The organism is Streptomyces sp. NPDC051064 (genome assembly GCF_044455985.1).
In the GTDB taxonomy this organism is placed as follows: Bacteria; Actinomycetota; Actinomycetes; order Streptomycetales; family Streptomycetaceae; genus Streptomyces.
In genome coordinates, this window is sequence record NZ_JBITFK010000003.1 from 447,028 (window position 1) to 466,526 (window position 19,499).

Below are 19,499 nucleotides of genomic sequence, written 5' to 3' on the forward strand. Positions count from 1 at the left end.
TGACGACTGCCATGGCCAGGACGGTCGATGACGTGAACGCCGGAAGCCTGCTGCGGGGCTGGCGCAAGCTGCGAGGCATCACCCAGCTCGAACTGGCCCTCAGAGCCGACAGTTCCGCACGCCACATCAGCTTCATCGAGACCGGCCGGTCCACGCCGAGCCGGTCCATGGTGTTACATCTTGCCGAGCACCTCGACGTTCCCGTACGGGACCGCAACGCGCTGCTCGTGGCGGCGGGTTACGCCCCCTCGTATCCGGAGACAGCGCTGACCGCACCGGCGATGACGACGCTGCGGGCCGGACTGGACCAGCTGCTGACCGCCTACGATCCCTTTCCCGCCCTGGTGATGGACGGGATGTACGACGTGGTGGCCGCGAACAAGGGCGTGCGACTGCTGCTCGACGGGGTGGCCGGTCACCTGCTGCGGCCGCCCATGAACGCCATGCGCCTGACGCTGCATCCGCAGGGCCTGGCCCCGCGGATCCGCAATCTGGGCGAATGGCGTGGCCACCTCCTGGAACGGATGGAGCGGCAGGCCGCGCTGCGTTCCTCCGAAGCGCTGCGCGGCCTCTACGAGGAGGTGGCCGCATATCCGGACCCGTCGGGCGACACGTCGGCCGGCCCGGGTGAGCGTACGGACGGGCGGGGCCCGGCAGCCCACCCGTACGCACTGCCGCTCCGGATCGAGGCGGGCGGCCGGGTGCTGTCCTTCATCTCGACGGCGACGACCTTCAACACACCGATGGATGTGACCGTTGCCGAATTGGCGGTCGAGACGTTCCTGCCCGCGGACACGGAGACCGCCGCTGCCCTTCAGGAGGCCGGCTGAGGGAGGGGTCACGCACCCGGCAGGCGGTCCAGGAAGCCGGCGACGCTGCTGATGCGGCCGTCGTCGGCGAGCGTGATCACGTCGAAGCCGGCGGCGGGAGCGGACCCGTCTGCGGTGGAGACCAGGTCCCATGTGAAACGCACCAGGTTGTGGTGGGCGTCGGGCGTACCGGTGAGCTCGAACGCGAAGCCGGGGAACTGCTGGTGGGCGCCCGTGATCGCCGCAGCGATCCCCTCGTGCCCCTTCGCCTCACCCAACGGGTCGGTGTAGGTGCCGTCCTCGGTGAACGCGTCGGCGACTGCCTTGGCCAGATCCTCGGAGGTGGCAGCGTTCCAAGCGGTGAAGTAGCGCTCGACGGCGTCCTCGTGCATGGTCACAGCGGTGTCCTTTCGTCTCTGCGGGTGCGCCGGACGGCGCGCCTGCGGCAACGGCCGTGCTCCCGCCTCACCGGCGGGCAGCCTGGCCGGGCGGCGGCTCACCGGCTGTGTGCCGCCCTGCCTTGCGCTCCGCAGCCTGCCGCACTCGTCGCAGAGGGTCGATTACCGCTGAGGTAATCTCCGGGCGGCCTCGCGCCCCAGGGCTTCCTGTACCAGGTTGTCCATGTGCCAGGGGCGCATGGCCGGGCACAGTGCGGAGCACCGGCCCCGCCAGTCGAGAGGACCCTCCCGTGGCCGACGCCCCCGCTCACCGTGTGGCACTCCTCGGAGGCGGCTTCTCCATGGATGGGGACGGGCTGCTGGACGACTGGCTGCTCTCCCACGCGGGCGTTGCCCGGCCCAAGGTGTGCTTCGTCCCCACGGCGAGCGGGGACGCCCCGGCTTATGTCGGGCAGTTCGAGAGCGCCTTCCGGTCACGCCGCTGCGAGCCCTCCGTACTGCCGCTGTTCCGGCGGGAGTTGAACGACGCCGCTCTGCGGACGTTTCTGCTCTCGCAGGACGTGGTGTACGTCGGCGGCGGCAACACTGCGAACATGCTCGCGGTCTGGCGCGTGCACGGCGTGGACCAGCTGCTGCGGGAGGCGGCCGAGCGGGGGACGCTGCTGTGCGGGATCAGTGCCGACGCCAACTGCTGGGCCGAGGGCTCGCACACCGACTCCTTCGGCCCGCTGACGTTCCTGCGAGACGGGCTCGGCCTTCGGGAATCCGTCACCCGGGTCCCGGACGCGCACCTGTACCGGGTGGAGCGCGATGGGGACGGCCGAGCGAGCGAGCGGGCATGGCCGTGCCGCCTGCTCGTCCACGGGTGACAGGGCCCGTCAGGCGTTCGCGTCGAGGTCCAGGGCGTACAGACGCGGCAGGTTGACCACGATCGCCTCCTGGGTGCTGCGGGCGATGACGACCACGGCCTCCTCGGTGGGGTCCGGGTTCTCCTCACGGTGCGGCACGAACGGCGGGACGAAGATGTAGTCGCCCGGTGAGGTGCGCAGCCGCACCTCCTCCGGCTCGTCCCCCGAGTCGTCCAGGAAGACGAACTCCGGGTGTCCGCCGACCACATGGATGGCGGTCTCGGACTCGCCGTGATGGTGGTCGGAGGACGCGGTCGCGGGGGCGACGTGGGTCTGGCCCATCCACAGTTTCTCGGAACCCACGGTCCGGCCGCTGACGGCACTGAATCTCCGCATGCCTCCGGTCTGCGCCGTGTCCCCGTCCAGCGCGTCCGCGCGGATGTGGTGCAGACGGGCGCGCAGGGGGGCCGCCGCGCGGCCCGGGGTTTCGTGGAGGTGAGGGTGGAACCCTTCTCCGGGGGTCGTCAACGGCTCGCTCATGGCAGGGACGTTAGGTCGGCGGCGAAAAGGATGTCAACAGGTATCCTTTCCCCTTCATCTGCGGCAATGTTCCCGCAATGCACGGCGCGACGCAGGCGGGGAACGGCCGGCGGCGCCTCGCCTGCGGCGCACCACCGGGGCATGATGTGGGCATGCATATCTCCGCGAAGGCGGACTACGCCACGCGTGCCCTTCTGGAGCTCGCGAGTGATCCCGGCCGTCCGCTCTCCTGCGAAGCCATCGCCTCCTCGCAGGAGATTCCGTTCAGGTTCTTGAAGTCCGTGGTGGGCGAGCTGCGCAGGGCCGGTCTGGTGCGCAGCCAGCGCGGCTGCGAGGGCGGTTACTGGCTCGGCAGACCTGCCGGGGAGATCGCCCTGCTGGATGTCGTGCGCGCCGTCGACGGTGAGCTGATCACTCTCCGGGGCGAGTCACTGAGAGGGCTCGACTACCCGGGCCCCGCGGTGGGTCTGCCCGGGGTGTGGAGGCGGGTCGAGTCGGACGCCGCGGCGGTCCTCGGAGGGCTGACCCTGGCCTCGCTGCTGCCCGCCGAGGCGCACGAACAGCCGTCCGCGATCGGTGCCGCGTGACCGGCGGACCGGACGCGCCGCCGGTGGAGGTGGTGGAGTACACCGACCCCATGTGCCCTTGGGCCTGGGGGTCGGAGCCCGCCTTCCGCAGACTGCGGACCGCGCTGGCCGGCCGGGTCCGCTGGCGGCGGGCGTACGCGATCCTCTTCGACGACGAGGACGACCCGGCGCCCGATCCGGCGGCCGAAACCGCGTACTACGCCGGCTACGTCGAGAGGATCAGCGCGCACACCCGTGCCCCACGGGCGGCCCGGCTGAGCCGCGTCGCGGCGAGCTCCTGGCCGTCGTCGCTCGTGGCCGGGGCCGCCGAGCTCCAGGGCGCCGATGTGGCCGAACGGGTCCTGCGGCGCCTTCGGGAGACCGTCTTCGTCCTGGGCGAGCCGGCGGACACCCTGGAGGCCGCGGTGGCCGCCACGCGTGGCGTCCCGGGCCTGGACCCGGGCCGGTTGAGGGCGGACGCGGCCTCGCCCGGTGTACTGGAGCGGGTGCGCGCCGACCGTGCGGAGGCGCGGCGCCCGGTCCCCGAAGTCCTGTCCGTACGGAGCGGATCACCGCACCCCGGCACGGCCAAGGAGACCCCCGACGGCGGGTACCGCTACGCGCTGCCGACGCTCCTGCTGCGCGGCCCCGCGGGGTATCGCGCGGTTCCCGGCTGGCGGCCGTACGGGACGTACGCGGCTGCCGTCGACGAGCTCTGCCCGGGGCTTCTCGACCTCTCCGCGCCGCTCTCCCCCGCCGAAGCACTGGAGCGGCACCGGAGCCTGACCGGACCGGAGCGAGGCCTGCTGGCGGAGGGCGCGTGGCCTCCGCCGGGAGCGGTCTCCCTGGAGACGGCGAACGGCCTCCTCTGGCTGCACCCCGACGAGGCGTCAGCGCACCCTGCTGGCCGCTGAGTTCACCGCCGCACCGCACTGAGCTGCGGTTGAGTCCCGTCCCGCCGAATGAGACACCAAAGGGTGTCCATTGACAGGCGAGGACGGCTGCCGCAAGGATGAGCCCATGCTCACGACGCACCCCGGTGTGGTGTGCCGCTACGTGGACCTGCGGCGCACCTCCAGCGCACTCTGTCGCTGACCGCCCACGCTCCACAGGCGCTGCCTGACCTCTGACGGCAGCACCGGCTGTCCGCCGGTCCGCTGATCCGCGCCTGTGCGTCGCGCCGGCTCCCCGCCTTCCGTCGCATCCCCGTACGGGGCCGTGAGTTCCTCGACGCCCCCGCCCGGACCCGCTCCTGCCCAGCCGTGCGCCGACGACGCATGCCCGCAGACGCGACGACGGTTCCGTGCGAGTGCCGCGCCTCCCTCCGCGCTCCCCCGCCTCCTCCTGCCCTGCTCCGGGCCGGGACTCATCAGAGAGAACGAGATGCCCGCACGACTCACGATCCGACGCCGACCGGACGCCCGGTCGGCCCGACAGGCAGGCGGCCTGAGGGTCACTGCCCTCGGAACCGCCTTCATCGCCCTGCTCGTGCCGGCTCTGAGCGCCTGCGGCGGCAGCGCCTCGTCGTCGGCCGGCGGCGCCACCCTGAAATGGGCCTCCTCCTACTTCCCGGGCCACTGGGACCCGGTGGTGGGGGGAAGCGGCGCGCAGTTCCGCGAACTGGCGCTCGTATACGCCTCGTTGACGCGCACCGACGAGGAGGGCAAGGCGGTCCCTGACCTCGCCGAGAGCTGGGAGTACAACGAGAAGGGTGACCGGATCACCTTCCACGTGCGCCCCGGGCTGAAATTCAGCGACGGTCAGCCGGTCGACGGTGCGGCCGTGAAGGCCGCGATCGAGCGAGCGCAGAAGCAGGAGAACTCCGCGCTCTTCGGCGACCTGACGTCCATCGGGTCGGTGAGGGCCGACGGGCTCGACGCCACGCTCGACCTCACCCAGGTCGACTACCAGATACCGCAGTTGCTCGGGGAGCGCGTCCTGCAGATAGCCAGCCCGAAGGCGGCCGCGAACCCCGCGAAGCTGGACCAGGCCCCTGTCGGTGCCGGGCCGTTCGTCATCGACCAGCTGATCCCGGGCACCAAGGCGGTCCTGCGGAAGAACCCCGACTACTGGGACGCGAAGAACATCCACATCGACAACGTCGAGCTGGTCTCCGCACCCGATGCCTCCACCGTGGTCTCGGGTCTCCAGACCGGTGTCTACAACTTCGCCGACCTCGACCCGAGCCAGGCATCCGCCGCCGAGAAGGCGGGCCTGGACGTGTTCTCCCAGCCCGGCTTCAACGCCTCCAACATCAGCCTGAACGTCAACAAGGCGCCGTTCGACGACGACAGGGTCGTCGACGCGCTCCGCTACGCGGTCAACCGCAAGGAGTTCGTCGACAAGCTGACGTTCGGTCATGGCGAGGCCACCGACCAGCCCTTCCCCAGAGGGTACGAGGCCTACGACTCCGAGTCGGAGAACGCCTATCCATACGACCCGGCGAAGTCGAAGAAGCTCCTGGCCGAGGCGGGCCACGGGCCCGGTGACATCAAGCTGAACCTGGTCATCCCGGCGGAGGATCCGCAGGCCGAGATCGTCCAGTCGCAGCTGGCGGCCGTGGGCGTCAAGGTCACCATCAAGATCGACAAGAACTGGGCCACCCCCTTCTTCGCCAAGGACCTGGTCTTCTCCCTGTACTCGACGACGGGCCGCGACTCCGCGGTGCAGACCCTCACCGCCCACTTCGGTCCGAACGGCCCGCTGAACCTGAGCACTCCGTACGAGCCGGAGGGCTTCAAGGAGGCCGTCGCCAAGGTCCGTCAGACACCTCTGGACGCACCCGACTACCGGCGGGTGCTCCAGGCCGCGACGCGTGCGGGCCTGGAGAGCAAGGCCCTGATCTTCACCTTCTCGTCGCCCAACCTCTTCGCCAAGAGCAAGGCGCTCTCCGATCTGCCGAAGAACCCCGCCCACATCGACTGGACCGGCGTGCAGATCGCCGACGGCTCCTGACCGTCCCGTCCACCACTGCAGAAAGGAGGAGGAAACCCCATGACGACGACCACACCGGAGCTCACACCGGAGCGCGTCACTCCTGAGCGCGGCCGGGTCCCCACGACCAGGGCGCGGCATGCGGCGGGGCGGGTGGCTGCCGTACTCGGCCGGTCGGTCGCGATCTTCGTGCCGGTGTTCCTGGTGGCCACCTTCGTGACGTTCGCGCTGCGGTCCATGAGCGGGCTGAGCCCGGCGCGCATCCAGCTGGGCGAGGAGGCGACCCCAGAGGCGATCCAGCGCGTCGAGGCCGAGTGGGGGCTCGACAAGCCCTTCCTGACCCAGTACTGGGACTGGTTCAGCGGGGTCCTGCACGGACAGCTCGGCACCAGCTGGGTCAACGGGGCCGACATCTCGACACTGATCGGCCTCGGCCTGGGGGTGAGCCTCTCGGTCGCGACCTTCGCACTGGTCATCGGTGTGGTCGTGGGCTTCCTCCTCGGCACGGTGGCGGCGCTCCGGCGCACCACCGTCGTGGACCGGGCGATCACCGGATTCGTCACCGTGATCTCGGTGATGCCTGCCTTCGTCGTGGGCATCGTGCTGGTGGCGGTCCTCGCGGTGGGACTCGATCTGTTCCCCTCGGCCGGTTACATCCCGGCCGCACAGGGTGTCGGTCCCTGGCTCGCCCACATCACGCTCCCCGCGCTCGCGCTGAGCTTCGACGTCATCGCCGACGTAGCCCGCCAGTTGCGGTCCAGCCTCATCGCGGCCTACGGCGAGAACTACGTGACGGGCGCGGTGGTCCGGGGCCTGAGCCCACGGCGGATCTTCTTCACCCACGTCCTGCGCAACGGCCTCGGGCCCGCCCTCGCGACGGTCGGACAGAAGTTCCCGGCGCTGGTGGGTGCTTCCGTGGTCACGGAGTGGATCTTCGGCCTCCAGGGCTTCGGCCGGTTCGCCAACGACTCGGCCCAGGCCGGTGACGTGCCGGCGGTGCAGGGCGTGCTCGCGGTGTCGATCGTGCTGGTCGTCTCCTTCAACCTGATCATCAACCTGGTGCTGGCGCGTGTGATGCCGGCATCCCAGCGGGGGGTATGACGATGGTGCGCCGCGTCCTCTCACTCACATCCGGCCGGATCGCCGTGGTGATCCTCTTGCTGATCGCCCTGCTCGCCGTCTGCGGCCCCTGGCTCGCCCCGCAGGATCCCCTGGCCACCAGCGACAACACGCTCGCATCGGCCTCGGGCGCCCATTGGCTGGGGACGGACTACCTGGGCCGTGACGTGTTCAGCCGCCTCCTGGACGGGTCGCGGATCAGCGTGCTCGGGTCCCTGGAGGTCGCGCTGACGGCCCTCGTCGTCGGTGCGGCCCCCGGCATCCTGTCGGTCTACTCGGGCCAAGTCTTCGAATGGCTGACCCTCCGTCTGGCCGACACCCTGGTCGCCCTGCCGTTCATGCTGTTCGCCATCGCCGTGATCGCGCTGCTCGGCAACGGAATCACGCAGGCCATGCTCGTCACGGGCGCACTGGTCTCACCGCTCTTCTACCGGGTGGCGCGCGCCGCGACGCTGGCCGTGGCCCGCTCGCCGTACGTGGAGGCCGCGATCGTCTCCGGCGCCTCGGTCGGCTGGGTCGTACGCCGCCACGTATGGGTCAAGGTGCTCCCGCCGATCGCGGTGGCGCTGGCCCAGACCATAGGCGTGGGCTTCGTCATCGTCTCCAGCCTGACCTTCCTCGGCATCGGTGTGCAGCCCCCGGCTCCCACCTGGGGCGGTCTGCTCGCCTCCGACCTGGGCTACCTCAGCCACCAGCCCTGGGCGCCGGTGGCGCCCGCCCTGCTGATCATGGTCACCGTCTGGGCGTGCAACCTGCTCGCCGACGCCATCCGCGACGTCTCCGGTGAGGCGGGCCGCGCCCTGGTCAAGCGGCGCAAGGCCCGGGCCCGCACCGGCACATCCGCCCCCGTCTCCGTGGGAGGCTCCCGATGAGGACCCTGTTCCAGAACACCGTCCCCGACCGTACCGAGGAGTCCGCGCCCGCCGGGGCCGCGAATCCAGCCGCCCCCGCCGCTCCCCCGGTGATCGCGGTCCGCGACGTGCAGATCACCGACCGGGTCACCGACCGGGAGATCGTCCACGGCGTCCGCTTCGAGCTCGCCGCCGGCAGGGCGGTCGGCATCGTCGGCGAGTCCGGCAGCGGCAAGACCCTGACCTGCCGGGCCGTCCTCGGGATCCTGCCCCCGCACTTCGAGGTCTCCGGCGGTTCGGTCGAGATCGACGGAACCGACATCGCGACCCTGACGTCCCGGCAGTGGACCGCCCTGCGCGGCACCACGATCGGTGCCGTTTTCCAGGACCCGGCGTCGTATCTCAACCCGTCGATCCGCGTGGGCGCCCAGATAGCCGAGGTCATCCGGGTCAAGAAGGGCGTGAAGCGGCGCGAGGCGCGCCGGCAGGCCCTCGGTCTCCTCAGGGCGGTACGGCTGCGGGACCCGGAGCTGGTCTACGGCCAGTACACCTACGAGCTGTCGGGGGGCATGCTCCAGCGCGTCCTGATCGCGGCGGCCGTGGCCGTCGAGCCGCGGGCCCTCATCGCCGACGAGGCCACGACGGCCCTCGACGTCACGGTCCAGGCCGAGATCCTCGACCTGCTGGCCGAACTGCGCGAGCGCACCGGCCTGGCGCTCGTCGTCGTCTCCCACGACCTGGCCGTGGTCGCCCAGTTGTGCGACGAGGTCCTGGTCATGCGGCAGGGCGAGGTGGTGGAGCAGGGCCCGACGCGGTCGGTGCTGCACGATCCGCAGCACGCGTACACCCGGCTGCTGATGGCCGAGCACGAGCAGTACGGCCTGGACAAGTTCCTGACCCCGAAGGACCCGAAGGACCCGGAGAACCCCGGGAACCCGGAGGCCGCGGAGAAACCGAAGGACCCCGAAGACCCCGAGGAGGCGTCATGACCACCGCGTCGCCGGAAGCGAGGACCGCCGGCCGGGAGGAGGACGCACCCGCCCCCGTCCTGGCCGTCGAGGGCCTCGAGGTCCGCTACGGCCGGGGACGCCGCGGCCGGAGCGCCCTGCTTGGGGTCTCGCTGAGCGTCGCGCCCGGGGAGACCGTCGGCGTCATCGGCGAGACGGGCTCCGGGAAGTCCACGCTGGCCCGCGCCGTGCTCGGCCTCGTGCGCACCTCGGCCGGCTCGATCCGGGTCGACGGCGAGGAGGTGACCGGCTACGGCAACCGCCGCTGGCGCGCCCTGCGCCGCAGGGGCATCGTCCAGTACGTCTTCCAGGACCCGCTGCGGAGCCTCGACCCGGACCTCACCGTCGAGGACTCCCTGACCGAACCCCTGCTCATCCGGGGGGTGCCGCGTAAGGAGGCGGTGGAACGGGCCCGCGCGTTCCTCGACCGGGTCCACCTGTCCGCGGAACTGCTCGGGCGGCTGCCCGGCGAGCTCTCCGGGGGCCAGCGCCAGCGTGTCGCCGTGGCCCGCGCCCTGGTCACGGAGCCCGCCCTGGTCATCCTCGACGAGCCGGTCAGTGCCCTGGACTCCGCCAACCGCGTGCAGGTCCTGGAGATCCTCAAGGAGCTCCGCGCCGCCGGGACGTCCCTCGTCTTCATCTCCCACGACCTCGGTTCCATCGCCGGGACCGCAGACCGCATCGCCGTGCTCTACAGGGGGGAGCTCGTCGAGGTGGGCTCCGCCCGCGACGTCATCAACCACCCGCGGCACGTGTACACGCGGCTGCTCGTCGGCTCCGCGCCGACGCTGCACTCGCGGACCGCCGACCGCTCCGAGCGAGAGGCCCTGCGCGCACAGCTGACCGGCTGACCGCAGAGCGCCTCCGCACATCCCCGCACCACCGAGAGGAACACCCATGTCCCGCAGGATCCATCTCGCACTGCACCCGTACGGCGTCGGGGGCCCCGGCCAGCACGGTCTGTGGAAGGACCCGCTCGTCGCGAAGAACGCCAGCATCGACATCAACTACTACATCCAGCAGGCCCAGGCGGCCGAACACGCCCTCTTCGACGCGCTGTTCGTCGTCGACAGCCAGTTCATCAACTCCACCTACCCGTCGCACTACCTGAACCGGCTGGAACCGCTCACCCTGCTCTCCGCCGTCGCCACCCACACCAAGCACCTCGGCCTGGTCGGCACGGCGAGCTCGACGTACAACTCCCCGTTCAACCTGGCCCGCCGGTTCGCCTCCCTGGACCACATCAGCGGCGGACGCGCCGGCTGGAACGTGGTGACCAGCTTCGACACCGGTACGTCGAAGAACTACGGGCTCGACGAACACCTCGACTACGCCACCCGGTACGGCCGCGCCCTGGAGTTCGTCCAGGTCGCCCGCGGGCTCTGGGACTCCTACGAGGACGACGCCTTCCCCGCCGACGTGGAGCGCGATATCTTCCTGGACCCGTCCAGGCTGCACGCGCTGAATCACGTCGGGGAGCACTTCAAGGTCGCCGGTCCGCTCAACATCTCCCGCTCGGCGCAGGGGCAGCCGGTCATCTTCCAGGCCGGGGTCTCCGCCGAGGGCCGCGACCTCGCCGCGCGCGTCGCCGAGGGCATCTACGCACCGGGCGGCACGCTGGAGTCGGCGCAGGAGTACTACGCCGACATCAAGAAGCGCACCGCGGCCCACGGACGCGACCCCGACCACATCAAGGTCTTCATCCACGGCGGACCGATCGTCGGCGCGACCGACGAGGAGGCCCGGCGCCGGGAACGGGAGATCTTCGAGGAGGACAACGACTTCGCGAGCAACCTCGCGCTCCTGGGCCGGTCCTTCGGCGCGTACGACTTCAGCGTGCACGACCTGGACGCACCGTTCCCCGACGTCGCCCATCTCGCGGAGAAGGGTGGCCGGACGGGCGCCGGGAAGATCATCGAGCGCGCGAGGACAGAGAACCTGTCCTTGCGTCAAGTCGCCGAGTCCGTGAACGCGTTCCGCCGCTCGCCGTTCGTCGGGTCTCCGGAGACCGTCGCCGACACCATCGAGAAGTGGTCGGACGCCGGCACGCTGGACGGCATCAACCTGGCGTTCCGGAACAACGACGACCTCTACCGCTTCGTCGAGGGCGTGGTGCCGCTCCTGCAGAAGCGCGGCCTGTTCCGGACCGAGTACGAGGCGGACACCCTGCGCGGCAACCTCGGGCTGCCCGTCCCCGCGAACCGCCACACCTCCGGCGCGAGCTCGTGAACGGCTGACGCGGTCCGCGCACCCCCTGAACAGGCACGCACACGGAGGATCCAGATGACCGAGTACACCGACCACCACGCCCCCGAGGGACTTCGCACGCGCGGCACCCTCGTCGTGGTGCCCGGCCGGGGCGAGACCCGGGCGACCTACACCCGGCTCGGCAGACGGCTGGCCGCCGACGCCTACCGCGTCCGCGTGATCGACGCCCCCGGCCTCGACGAGGGCGATCCCGCCGGCTCGCTGACGCGCTTCGGCGCACAACTCTCCGCCGCGGCCGAGGACTCGGGCGAGGACGGCGTCGTACGCCCCCTCGTGCTGGTGGGAGCGGACAGCGGAGCTGTCGCCGTCGCGGCGCTCCTCGGCCGGGAGGACGTACCGTCCGCGGCCCGGCCGGACGCCGTCGTCCTGGCGGGGATCCCCTCCGGCGGGGCCGCCTCCGTCGGCGGGTGGCAGGACGAGCTCGACGTGCGTACCGCCTGCCCCGCACACCGGGGCACGCTCACCGAGGACACCGGGCTCCGGCGAGGGGCGCTCGACGAAGCGGTACCGGAGGCCCTGCTCGCGGCGGCGTACGCCGGTGACATCGGCGTTCCCGCACTGCTCCTGACGGGCGACGCCGATCCGCTCGCGGACCGTGAGGCACTCGCGCGTACGGCGAAGTCCCTTCCGCGGGCCCGTCTGTCGGTGGTGCGGGACGCACACCACGACGTCCTCAACGACATGCAGCACCGCTCGGTGGCCGCGGAGATCGTCACCTTCCTGGAGACCTTGCGCAACGAACTGGTGCCGGTCGTCACCGTCGATTCGAGCGCGTGGTGAGCGCCGCCGCCCTCGGCCATGTCCCACGCCACCGGCATTCCTGACCCGTAGAGAAAGGCTCCCCATGGCAACCATCCTGTCGGTCTCCGGCAGCCCCTCAGCCACCTCCCGCACGGCGCGGCTCCTGCGCCACCTGGACGACCGGCTCCGGGACCAGGGGCACGACGTGACACCGCTGGACGTGCGCACGCTGCCCGCCGAGGCGCTGCTGGGCGCCGACTTCCAGCACCCGGCCGTCGTCGAGGCCACGGCGCTCTTCGAGGAGGCGGACGGGGTGGTCATAGGCACCCCCGTCTACAAGGCCGCCTACTCGGGCCTGCTGAAGACACTGCTGGACCTGCTCCCGCAGTACGCGCTGACCGGCAAGACGGTGCTGCCGCTGGCCACCGGGGGCAGCACGGCCCATGTGCTGGCGATCGACTACGCGCTGCGCCCGGTGCTCAGCTCCATGGGCGCGGCGCACATCGTCCCGGGCTGGTTCACCCTCGACAAGGACCTCACCGCCGGCGAGAACGGCACGCTGAGCGTCGCACCCGGCGCGGCGGAGGCTCTCGCCCAGGTCACCGACACCTTCTCCCGGCTGCTCGGCGGGCGTACGGCGGTGCTGGCGCCCACGGGCTGAGGGAGCGTCACCGCGGCATCGCAGCCCGGCGGCCACTGCTGCTTCCGCGGCTCACGCCGCCCGCAGCCGCCGCCACACCGCCTTCGCCGCGTGGTGCCCCGACATGCCGTGCACACCGGGGCCGGGCGGGGTCGCCGACGAGCAGAGGAAGACCGCGGGGTGCGCGGTGGCGTACGGCACCCGGGCGAGCTTGGGGCGGAGCACCGTCTGCAGCCCGGCGAACGCCCCGGTGGCGATGTCGCCGCCGACGTAGTTGGCGTTGCGTACGGCGAGGCGGGGCGGTCCGGCGACGGCGCGGGCCAGGACCAGGTCGCGGAATCCGGGGGCGAACCGCTCCAGCTGACGCTCGATGACCTCGGTGGCGTCGCCCTCCCAGCCGGACGGGACATGCCCGTACACCCAGAAGACATGGCGGCCCTCGGGGGCGCGGGTCGGGTCGACGATGCTGGGTTGCGCGGTGATCAGGAAGGGCACGTCCGGGTCACGGCCGGCCACGGCGGCGCGAAGGGCGGCGTCGATCTCGGCGGCGGAGGGTCCGACATGCACCGTGCCGGCGCGCCGGGCCTCCTCGGCCGTCCACGGCACCGGGCCCGACAGCGCGTAGTCGATCTTGAAGCAGGAAGGCCCGTAGCGGTAGTGGTCGTAGGCGCCGCCGAGTCCGGCGATCCGGGCGAGCGCGGTCGGCGAGGTGTCGAAGACGTAGGCACGGGCGGGCGGGAGTTCATCGAGGCGTTTGACCTCGATGCCCGTGCGGATGGTGCCGCCCTGTTCGCGCAGGAAGGCGGCGAGGGCGTCCGAGATGGCTTGCGAGCCGCCGCGCGGCACCGGCCAGCCGTACTCGTGCGCCGCGAGCGCGAAGAGCAGGGCGATCCCACCGGTCGCGAGGCCGCTCGCGGGAGCGATGGCATGCCCGGCGAGGCCCGCGAGCAGACCGCGCGCCTTCTCCCCCTTGAAGCGCCGGGAGAGCAGCGTGGCCGGCTGGACGGCGTCCAGCCCGAAGCGTGCCCAGCGGTACGGATCCCGGGGCAGGCCGTCCCATGGAGTGCGCAGGAAGTCCGCGGCGAGGGTGTCCCAGTGGCCGGTGAAGGGTGCGACCAGCCTGCGGTAGGCGCCCGCGTCCTGCGGGCCCAGCGACATGGCCGTCTCCCCGACGGACCCGGTGAGCACCGCGGCGGAACCGTCCGGGAACGGATGCGCGAGCGAGAGCGGCGCCTGAAGCCATTCGAGGCCGTGCCGGGCGAGCGGCATCGCCCTGAAGGCGGGGGAACCGATGCCCAGCGGGTGCACGGCGGAACAGGGGTCGTGGCGGAAGCCGGGAAGGGTCAGCTCCTCGGTGCGGGCGCCGCCCCCGACGGTCTCCCCGGCCTCGAACACCTCCACGGCGAAACCGCGGCGGGCCAGCTCGACAGCGGCTGTCAGCCCGTTCGGGCCCGCCCCCACGACGACGGCATCCAGCATCGATGGCACCTTCGGACTCCTTTGTCAGCCGGTGGCCAGGGCACCCAGGATATTCGTGTACGCCGACAAGAGGGCTCCGGGTAGCCTCCCGTCCGATGAGTAACGCATGCCTGCCCTCCCCCGCCGTCGCCGCGATGGCCTCCCGGCTCGCCCAGGTATCCGGTATCGATGCCGTCGCCCTGGGCGGAAGCCGCGCCCGCGGCACCCATCGTCCCGATTCGGACTGGGATCTGGGCGTCTACTACCGGGGCGCACCGGATCTGGACGCCCTCACCGCACTGGCGTCCGAGGTCCAAGGGGCGCCGGCCGACGTGGCGGGACCCGGCGGGTGGGGTCCCTGGGTGAACGGCGGGGCGTGGCTGACGGTGGACGGGGTCGCCGTCGACTGGATCCTGCGCGATCTGGACCGGGTGGAGTCGGTGTGGTCGGACTGCCGGGCGGGTCGCTTCGAGGTGGGGGTCCAGCCCGGCCATCCGCTGGGCTTCTGGTCCCCGTGTTACGTGGGTGAGGTCGCCCTCGGCCGGGTCCTGGTGGACCCGGGCGGCGAGCTGACGTCCCTTCAGGAGGCGACGCGCTCCTACCCCGAGCCGCTGCGCCGCGCGCTGACCGATGCGGCGTGGGAGGCGGAGTTCTCCGTGGCCTCCGCCCGCAAGTCGGCCCCGTCCGGGGACACGCTCCATGTCGCCCTCTGCCTGTCGAAGGCCTTCGGGATCCTCGCCCAGGCCCTGCACGCCCACCACCGCGCCTGGTGCCTGAACGAGAAGGGGGCGCTCGCCTCCGCCGCCGCTCTGCCGGACACCCCGGCGGACTTCGCGGACCGCGTGTCCGCCGCTCTGCGCGGCCTGGACGCCCCGGCGGTGGAGGCGGCGGCCGGGGTCGTACGGGATGTTCGGGCCGTCCTGGGCGGCAACTCCCCGGCAGCCGGTGGTGTCCAGGGGCTTTCGGACGGGTGAACTATCGGTGGCGCGTGCATGCAACCGTTCGACGGCCGTAAGCGTCTTCTGTCGCGGTAAGTGATTGTGCCGGAGACGGCATTTTTCCACCGCACGCCATGACGAGGGAACCTCTATGACTCACCCCCTTCCCGGCCGCCGTCCGTCGCGCACCGTGGTCGGTGTACTCGCCGCCGCCGCACTGACCGGGCTCGCCTCCCTGCCCGCCGTCGCCGTAGCCGCGGAGCCCGACCTCGGGATCGGGCCGCTGGCGCCGATCACGGGTGCGCAGCCCGGCAGCGGCGTCGACGTGCCGTTCTCGGTGCTGAACAAGGGCACCGAGGAGGTCGGGAAGACCTGGGTGACGTACTCCGTCACGTCGGGTCTCGGCACGGCCGACTCCTACGGCAACTGCCTTTACTCGACGCAGTCGTCGGCCGACGAGGAGCCTGGGAAGACCCTCGCTGTGTGCGCCGTCGAGCAGCCGCTGAAGCCGGGCGTCGTCTACGTCCCGGAGCAGCCGGTCGGGCTCAAGGCCCTGGACAACGCGCTGTACGACAAGGTCCGCATGACCGTCGAGGCCACGGATCCCGGAACGGGCGACGGCGGCGGGACGGACCCCGTGCCGGGCACGGGCGCACCGCTGAAGCTGGTCGAGAAGGCTCCGGCGACCGACGCCGACCGGGCGAGCCACGGCGAGGGCTCCTCCTCAGCCGACGTCACCGCGGTCAACACGGCCGACTTCGCGCTGACCGGCGCCCGGCTCGAGGGCAAGGTCGGCGACGAGGTCACCGCGTCGGTGAAGTTCCTCAACAAGGGCCCGGCCTGGGTCTACCGCGAACCGGGCCAGGGTGCCGCGACCGTCGACGTCCGGATCCCCTCGGGAACCTCGGTCGTGAAGGCGCACGACTACTGCAGCCCGGTCACCAAGACCCACTACACCTGCGGCACCTCGCAGTCATGGGTGGACGAGGCGGGTGGCGAGACGTACCCGTTCGTCCTCCGGATCGACAAGGCCGTCGAGGGTGCGACCGGGAAGGTCTCCTTCACCGGGGCGGACAGGCCCTTCGACACGAACCCGGCCAACGACACCGCGGAGATCACGATCGACGCCGGTACCGGCACCACGACCGGCGGTTCCACGACCGGCGGTTCCACGACGGGTGGTTCCACGACCGGCGGTTCCTCGACCGAAGGCTCCTCGACCACCGGCGGTACGGACACCTCCGGCGGTTCCGCCTCCGGTGGCTCCACGGCCGGGGGCTCCGACCCGAAGACGATGACGGGCGGCAACCTGGCGGCGACCGGCTCCGACTCCACCGGGCCGATGGTGGGCGCGGCAGCGGCGGCGCTGATCGCGGGCGGCGGGATCTTCTACGCCGTCCGGCGGCGTGCGGCTGCGGGCAACTAGCGGTACGGGCACTCCGGCTGTGGCCGGTGCGGGAGCCCCGCACCGGCCACAGCCGTATGGCCCTAGGCTTGTCCGCCGGCCCGGAGAGCCTGAAGGACCCTCTCCGCCGTCGTCCTGTCCCTGGCCGCGGTGAACGGCAGAGCGTTTCCGCCGGTGATCCGGTAAGGGGCGCCGGAGAGTGTCGACTGGACGCCGCCGGCCTCGGTGACCAGGAGCAGCCCTGCCGCGTGGTCCCACGCGAACTCCCAGTTGAACGCGACCGCGTCCTGCGCGCCACAGGCGACCGCGAGGTACTCCAGGCCGGCCGATCCGCACGCACGGGCGTCGATTCCGTCGGTCCGCAGGCCGAGCAGGGCGCGCTTCTGGGCGTCGGAGGTGTAGTCGGGGTGGGACATGGCCACCTTGAGCACCGCGCCGGTGGCAGGTGAACCACTGTGCAGAGCAGTGCCGTTGAGCGTGGCTCCCCGACCGCGGACGGCGACGGCCATCTCGTCGAGGACAGGGGCGTACGTCCACGAGGCGTACACCTCGCCGTGCAGGGCGAGCGCCACCAGGGTGCAGAAGCCGGGTTCACCGTGGACGAACTGGCGGGTGCCGTCGACCGGGTCGACGATCCACACGGGCGCGTCGCCGCCCAGGGCGTCCAGGACGGTCGGGTCGGCGTGGACGGCCTCCTCGCCGACGACGACCGAGCCGGGCAGCAGCCGGGTCAGGGACGCGGCGAGGTGCTCCTCGGCGAGCCGGTCGGCGGCCGTGACCAGGTCGTGGGGGCCGCTCTTCTCGACGATCTCGTGTGCGGCCAGCTGCCGGTAGCGCGGCATGATCTCGGCGGCGGCCGCTGCCCGGACCGCCGCCTCCACCTCGGCCGCCGGCCCGGCGTGCCCGGCGTTCCCGTACAGAAAGTCATCGATCATGACTCCAGCTAAGCACGGTCCGCCGGGTGCGCCCCGGGCAGGTGGTCAGCGGCCGACCGCGTAGCCCTGCATCCCGCGGGGGTTGGCGGCGGCGGACAGGACGCCCGTCTCCGGGTCCCTGGCGACGGCACACATCCGGCCCTCGGACCACGCGTCGCCCACCGTGACGTCGTGACCGCGCCGGCGCAGCTCGCCGACGACCTCCGGGTCCATGCCCTCCTCGACGGTGACGCTGCCCGGGCGCATCCCGCGCGGGAAGAAGGAGCCGGGGAAGCTGTCGTTGTGCCAGTTGGGAGCGTCGATGGCGCCCTGGAGGTCGAGGCCGCCACGGACCCGGTCCCGCAGCGCCACGGCCAGGAAGAAGTGCAGCTGCCACTGGTCCTGCTGGTCACCGCCGGGCGTGCCGAAGGCCATAACGGGCACGCCGTCGCGCAGGGCGAGGGACGGGGTGAGCGTGGTGCGCGGACGGCGGCCTGGGGTCAGCGTGTTCGGCAGGCCCTCGTCGAGCCAGGCCATCTGCAGCCGGGTGCCGAGCGGGAAGCCCAGTTCGGGCACGACCGGGTTGGACTGGAGCCAGCCGCCACTGGGCGTGGCGGCGATCATGTTGCCCCAGCGGTCGACGATGTCGAGGTGGCAGGTGTCACCTCGGGTCGCGCCGTCCTTGGCCACGGTCGGCTCGCCCGCACCGGCGGCCGGTATGCCCATGGCGTCGAAACCTGCCTTGCCGGCCGCGACCGCGTGGGCATGCGCGCTGAGCAGGGGGGTGCGGCCATCGGGGCTGCCGGGGCGCAGCTCCAGGGATGCGGTGTCCTTGACGAGCGCGCGGCGCTCGTCGTTGTACGGCCCGGACAGCAGGGTGTCGAGCGGTACGCCGGTGGCGTCGCCGTACCAGGCCTCGCGGTCGGCCATGGCGAGCTTGCAGCCCTCGATGAGCAGATGGACGTAGTCGGCGGAGCCGTAGGCGGGGAGTTCGGCCGGGAGGAGGGCGAGCTGCTGGAGGAAGGCGGGGCCCTGGCTCCAGCCCGCCGCCTTGGCCAGCGTCCAGCCGTTCCAGTCGTACGTGGCGGGCGCCTCGTACGTCGCGGACCAGTCCGCCAGGTCGGCGGCGGTGAGCGTGCCGGTGTGGCGGGTTCCGCTGGTGTCCATGGTGGGGACGGCGGCCTGGCGGACCAGCGCCTCGGCGATGAAGCCGGTGCGCCAGACGGCGCGGGCGGCATCGATCTGCGCGACGCGGTCCGTGCCGCCCTCCTCCTCGGCCTCGGCTGTCAGGCGGCGCCAGGTGGCGGCGAGTGCGGGGTTACGGAACAGCTTGCCGGGCTCGGGCGCCTTCCCGCCGGGGAGGTAGACCTCGGCGGAGGTCGGCCACTCGGTCTCGAAGAGCTCGCGGACGGTCTCCACGGTCTGGCCGACGCGCTCGACGGTGGCGTGGCCGTCCTCGGCGTATCCGATGGCGTAGCGAAGGACCTCGGCGAGGGTCTTCGTCCCGTGGTCCCGCAGCAGCAGCATCCAGGCGTCGAAGGCGCCCGGTACGGCGGCGGCGAGCGGGCCGGTACCGGGAACGAGGTCGAGGCCGAGCGAGCGGTAGTGCGCGGCCGACGCGCCGGCGGGGGCGGGGCCCTGGCCGCACAGCACCCGCACGTCGCCGTCCTTCGGCGCGAGGATCATCGGGACTTCACCGGCCGGCCCGTTGAGGTGCGGCTCGACGACGTGCAGGACGAATCCGGCGGCGACGGCGGCGTCGTAGGCGTTGCCGCCGTCCTCCAGGACGGCCATCGCGGACTGCGAGGCGAGCCAGTGGGTGGAGGACACCATGCCGAAGGTGCCCTGGAGGGTCGGTCGGGTCGTGAACATCGCGCGTCACCTTGCTATTTGTACGTGCCAAACGGACCGATCACGGCTCACGATCGGGCCTGGGGAGAATCTGGGGAGTTCCGCCCTGCAAGGTCGTTCACCTGATCGTCGAGCAGGCTATCGATCGCCTGTCGCCCCTTGCGACCCGCCTCGGGCATGAAGTGCGCGTAGTGGTCGAGCGTGACGGTGGG

Annotated in this window: 19 protein-coding genes; 14 read left to right on the forward strand and 5 right to left on the reverse strand. The window is 71.9% G+C overall.

Annotation, left to right across the window (positions count from 1 at the left end; all coding sequences use genetic code 11):
• The first annotated feature begins 11 nt into the window (after positions 1-11).
• Positions 12-830 (forward strand): helix-turn-helix domain-containing protein, encoded by an 819-nt coding sequence (locus ACIBCU_RS13870; RefSeq protein WP_399231684.1) that lies wholly within the window; start codon positions 12-14, stop codon positions 828-830.
• 8 nt (positions 831-838) lie between these two features.
• On the opposite strand, the gene ACIBCU_RS13875 is transcribed toward ACIBCU_RS13870, so the two are convergent.
• On the reverse strand, positions 839-1,207 hold the full coding sequence (locus ACIBCU_RS13875; protein ID WP_362932238.1) for a nuclear transport factor 2 family protein: 369 nt from the start codon (positions 1,205-1,207) through the stop codon (positions 839-841).
• 290 nt (positions 1,208-1,497) lie between these two features.
• Here ACIBCU_RS13875 and ACIBCU_RS13880 point away from each other — a divergent pair, with 290 nt between their 5' ends.
• Complete coding sequence (locus ACIBCU_RS13880) at positions 1,498-2,076, forward strand: Type 1 glutamine amidotransferase-like domain-containing protein (protein ID WP_399231413.1); 579 nt, start codon at positions 1,498-1,500, stop codon at positions 2,074-2,076.
• 9 nt (positions 2,077-2,085) lie between these two features.
• Here ACIBCU_RS13880 and ACIBCU_RS13885 read toward each other — a convergent pair whose 3' ends face one another.
• A complete protein-coding gene (locus ACIBCU_RS13885; protein WP_359475943.1) occupies positions 2,086-2,595 on the reverse strand; it encodes a cupin domain-containing protein in 510 nt (169 codons plus the stop codon).
• A 152-nt stretch (positions 2,596-2,747) separates the two neighbouring features.
• On the opposite strand from ACIBCU_RS13885, the gene ACIBCU_RS13890 reads away from it, so the two are divergent.
• From ACIBCU_RS13890 to ssuE, 10 genes are all read left to right on the forward strand, one after another.
• Positions 2,748-3,182 carry an Rrf2 family transcriptional regulator gene (locus ACIBCU_RS13890; RefSeq protein ID WP_362932232.1) on the forward strand — a complete coding sequence of 145 codons (435 nt, stop codon included), beginning with the start codon at positions 2,748-2,750 and terminating at the stop codon, positions 3,180-3,182.
• A gap of 50 nt (positions 3,183-3,232) precedes the next feature.
• Entirely contained in the window at positions 3,233-4,075 is an 843-nt protein-coding gene (locus ACIBCU_RS13895) for a DsbA family protein (protein ID WP_399231686.1), read from the forward strand.
• A gap of 469 nt (positions 4,076-4,544) precedes the next feature.
• Positions 4,545-6,116, forward strand: a complete 1,572-nt coding sequence (locus ACIBCU_RS13900) for an ABC transporter substrate-binding protein (protein ID WP_399231416.1) — start codon at positions 4,545-4,547, stop codon at positions 6,114-6,116.
• Between the two features lie 39 nt (positions 6,117-6,155).
• Positions 6,156-7,196, forward strand: a complete 1,041-nt coding sequence (locus ACIBCU_RS13905) for an ABC transporter permease (RefSeq protein WP_362932228.1) — start codon at positions 6,156-6,158, stop codon at positions 7,194-7,196.
• A gap of 2 nt (positions 7,197-7,198) precedes the next feature.
• Positions 7,199-8,086 carry an ABC transporter permease gene (locus ACIBCU_RS13910; protein ID WP_399231418.1) on the forward strand — a complete coding sequence of 296 codons (888 nt, stop codon included), beginning with the start codon at positions 7,199-7,201 and terminating at the stop codon, positions 8,084-8,086.
• Positions 8,083-9,054, forward strand: a complete 972-nt coding sequence (locus ACIBCU_RS13915; RefSeq protein WP_399231420.1) for an ABC transporter ATP-binding protein — start codon at positions 8,083-8,085, stop codon at positions 9,052-9,054. The genes ACIBCU_RS13910 and ACIBCU_RS13915 overlap by 4 nt, the downstream gene beginning before the upstream one ends.
• The gene (locus tag ACIBCU_RS13920) at positions 9,051-9,923 is read left to right on the forward strand and encodes an ABC transporter ATP-binding protein (protein WP_362932222.1); all 873 of its coding nucleotides are present in this window, start codon (positions 9,051-9,053) and stop codon (positions 9,921-9,923) included. Before ACIBCU_RS13915 ends, ACIBCU_RS13920 begins: the two co-directional genes overlap by 4 nt.
• Positions 9,924-9,969: 46 nt before the next feature.
• Positions 9,970-11,301 carry an NtaA/DmoA family FMN-dependent monooxygenase gene (locus tag ACIBCU_RS13925; RefSeq protein WP_399231423.1) on the forward strand — a complete coding sequence of 444 codons (1,332 nt, stop codon included), beginning with the start codon at positions 9,970-9,972 and terminating at the stop codon, positions 11,299-11,301.
• Between the two features lie 54 nt (positions 11,302-11,355).
• On the forward strand, positions 11,356-12,120 hold the full coding sequence (locus tag ACIBCU_RS13930; RefSeq protein ID WP_399231425.1) for an alpha/beta hydrolase: 765 nt from the start codon (positions 11,356-11,358) through the stop codon (positions 12,118-12,120).
• A gap of 64 nt (positions 12,121-12,184) precedes the next feature.
• Positions 12,185-12,742, forward strand: a complete 558-nt coding sequence (ssuE, locus tag ACIBCU_RS13935; protein ID WP_399231428.1) for an NADPH-dependent FMN reductase — start codon at positions 12,185-12,187, stop codon at positions 12,740-12,742.
• Between the two features lie 51 nt (positions 12,743-12,793).
• On the opposite strand, the gene ACIBCU_RS13940 is transcribed toward ssuE, so the two are convergent.
• Positions 12,794-14,209 (reverse strand): phytoene desaturase family protein, encoded by a 1,416-nt coding sequence (locus tag ACIBCU_RS13940; RefSeq protein WP_399231430.1) that lies wholly within the window; start codon positions 14,207-14,209, stop codon positions 12,794-12,796.
• Positions 14,210-14,295: 86 nt separating this feature from the next.
• On the opposite strand from ACIBCU_RS13940, the gene ACIBCU_RS13945 reads away from it, so the two are divergent.
• Both ACIBCU_RS13945 and ACIBCU_RS13950 read left to right on the forward strand, forming a co-directional pair.
• On the forward strand, positions 14,296-15,153 hold the full coding sequence (locus ACIBCU_RS13945; protein ID WP_399231432.1) for a nucleotidyltransferase domain-containing protein: 858 nt from the start codon (positions 14,296-14,298) through the stop codon (positions 15,151-15,153).
• 115 nt (positions 15,154-15,268) lie between these two features.
• On the forward strand, positions 15,269-16,543 hold the full coding sequence (locus ACIBCU_RS13950; protein ID WP_399231434.1) for an LAETG motif-containing sortase-dependent surface protein: 1,275 nt from the start codon (positions 15,269-15,271) through the stop codon (positions 16,541-16,543).
• Between the two features lie 62 nt (positions 16,544-16,605).
• Here the strand turns inward: ACIBCU_RS13950 and ACIBCU_RS13955 are convergent, their stop codons facing one another.
• Positions 16,606-17,457, reverse strand: coding sequence for an inositol monophosphatase family protein (locus ACIBCU_RS13955; protein WP_399231436.1), 852 nt, complete (start codon positions 17,455-17,457; stop codon positions 16,606-16,608).
• A gap of 45 nt (positions 17,458-17,502) precedes the next feature.
• Entirely contained in the window at positions 17,503-19,308 is a 1,806-nt protein-coding gene (locus tag ACIBCU_RS13960) for a gamma-glutamyltransferase family protein (RefSeq protein WP_399231438.1), read from the reverse strand.
• Positions 19,309-19,499: the final 191 nt, after the last annotated feature.

Bases quoted from the DNA above. Each gene is read 5' to 3' on its own strand.
- ACIBCU_RS13870 (WP_399231684.1), top strand. From the start codon at position 12: ATGGCCAGGACGGTCGATGACGTGAACGCCGGAAGCCTGCTGCGGGGC.
- ACIBCU_RS13885 (WP_359475943.1), bottom strand. From the start codon at position 2,595: ATGAGCGAGCCGTTGACGACCCCCGGAGAAGGGTTCCACCCTCACCTC.
- ACIBCU_RS13890 (WP_362932232.1), top strand. From the start codon at position 2,748: ATGCATATCTCCGCGAAGGCGGACTACGCCACGCGTGCCCTTCTGGAG.
- ACIBCU_RS13895 (WP_399231686.1), top strand. From the start codon at position 3,233: ATGTGCCCTTGGGCCTGGGGGTCGGAGCCCGCCTTCCGCAGACTGCGG.
- ACIBCU_RS13900 (WP_399231416.1), top strand. From the start codon at position 4,545: ATGCCCGCACGACTCACGATCCGACGCCGACCGGACGCCCGGTCGGCC.
- ACIBCU_RS13905 (WP_362932228.1), top strand. From the start codon at position 6,156: ATGACGACGACCACACCGGAGCTCACACCGGAGCGCGTCACTCCTGAG.
- ACIBCU_RS13910 (WP_399231418.1), top strand. From the start codon at position 7,199: ATGGTGCGCCGCGTCCTCTCACTCACATCCGGCCGGATCGCCGTGGTG.
- ACIBCU_RS13915 (WP_399231420.1), top strand. From the start codon at position 8,083: ATGAGGACCCTGTTCCAGAACACCGTCCCCGACCGTACCGAGGAGTCC.
- ACIBCU_RS13920 (WP_362932222.1), top strand. From the start codon at position 9,051: ATGACCACCGCGTCGCCGGAAGCGAGGACCGCCGGCCGGGAGGAGGAC.
- ACIBCU_RS13925 (WP_399231423.1), top strand. From the start codon at position 9,970: ATGTCCCGCAGGATCCATCTCGCACTGCACCCGTACGGCGTCGGGGGC.
- ACIBCU_RS13930 (WP_399231425.1), top strand. From the start codon at position 11,356: ATGACCGAGTACACCGACCACCACGCCCCCGAGGGACTTCGCACGCGC.
- ssuE (WP_399231428.1), top strand. From the start codon at position 12,185: ATGGCAACCATCCTGTCGGTCTCCGGCAGCCCCTCAGCCACCTCCCGC.
- ACIBCU_RS13945 (WP_399231432.1), top strand. From the start codon at position 14,296: ATGAGTAACGCATGCCTGCCCTCCCCCGCCGTCGCCGCGATGGCCTCC.
- ACIBCU_RS13950 (WP_399231434.1), top strand. From the start codon at position 15,269: ATGACTCACCCCCTTCCCGGCCGCCGTCCGTCGCGCACCGTGGTCGGT.
- ACIBCU_RS13955 (WP_399231436.1), bottom strand. From the start codon at position 17,457: ATGATCGATGACTTTCTGTACGGGAACGCCGGGCACGCCGGGCCGGCG.
- ACIBCU_RS13960 (WP_399231438.1), bottom strand. From the start codon at position 19,308: ATGTTCACGACCCGACCGACCCTCCAGGGCACCTTCGGCATGGTGTCC.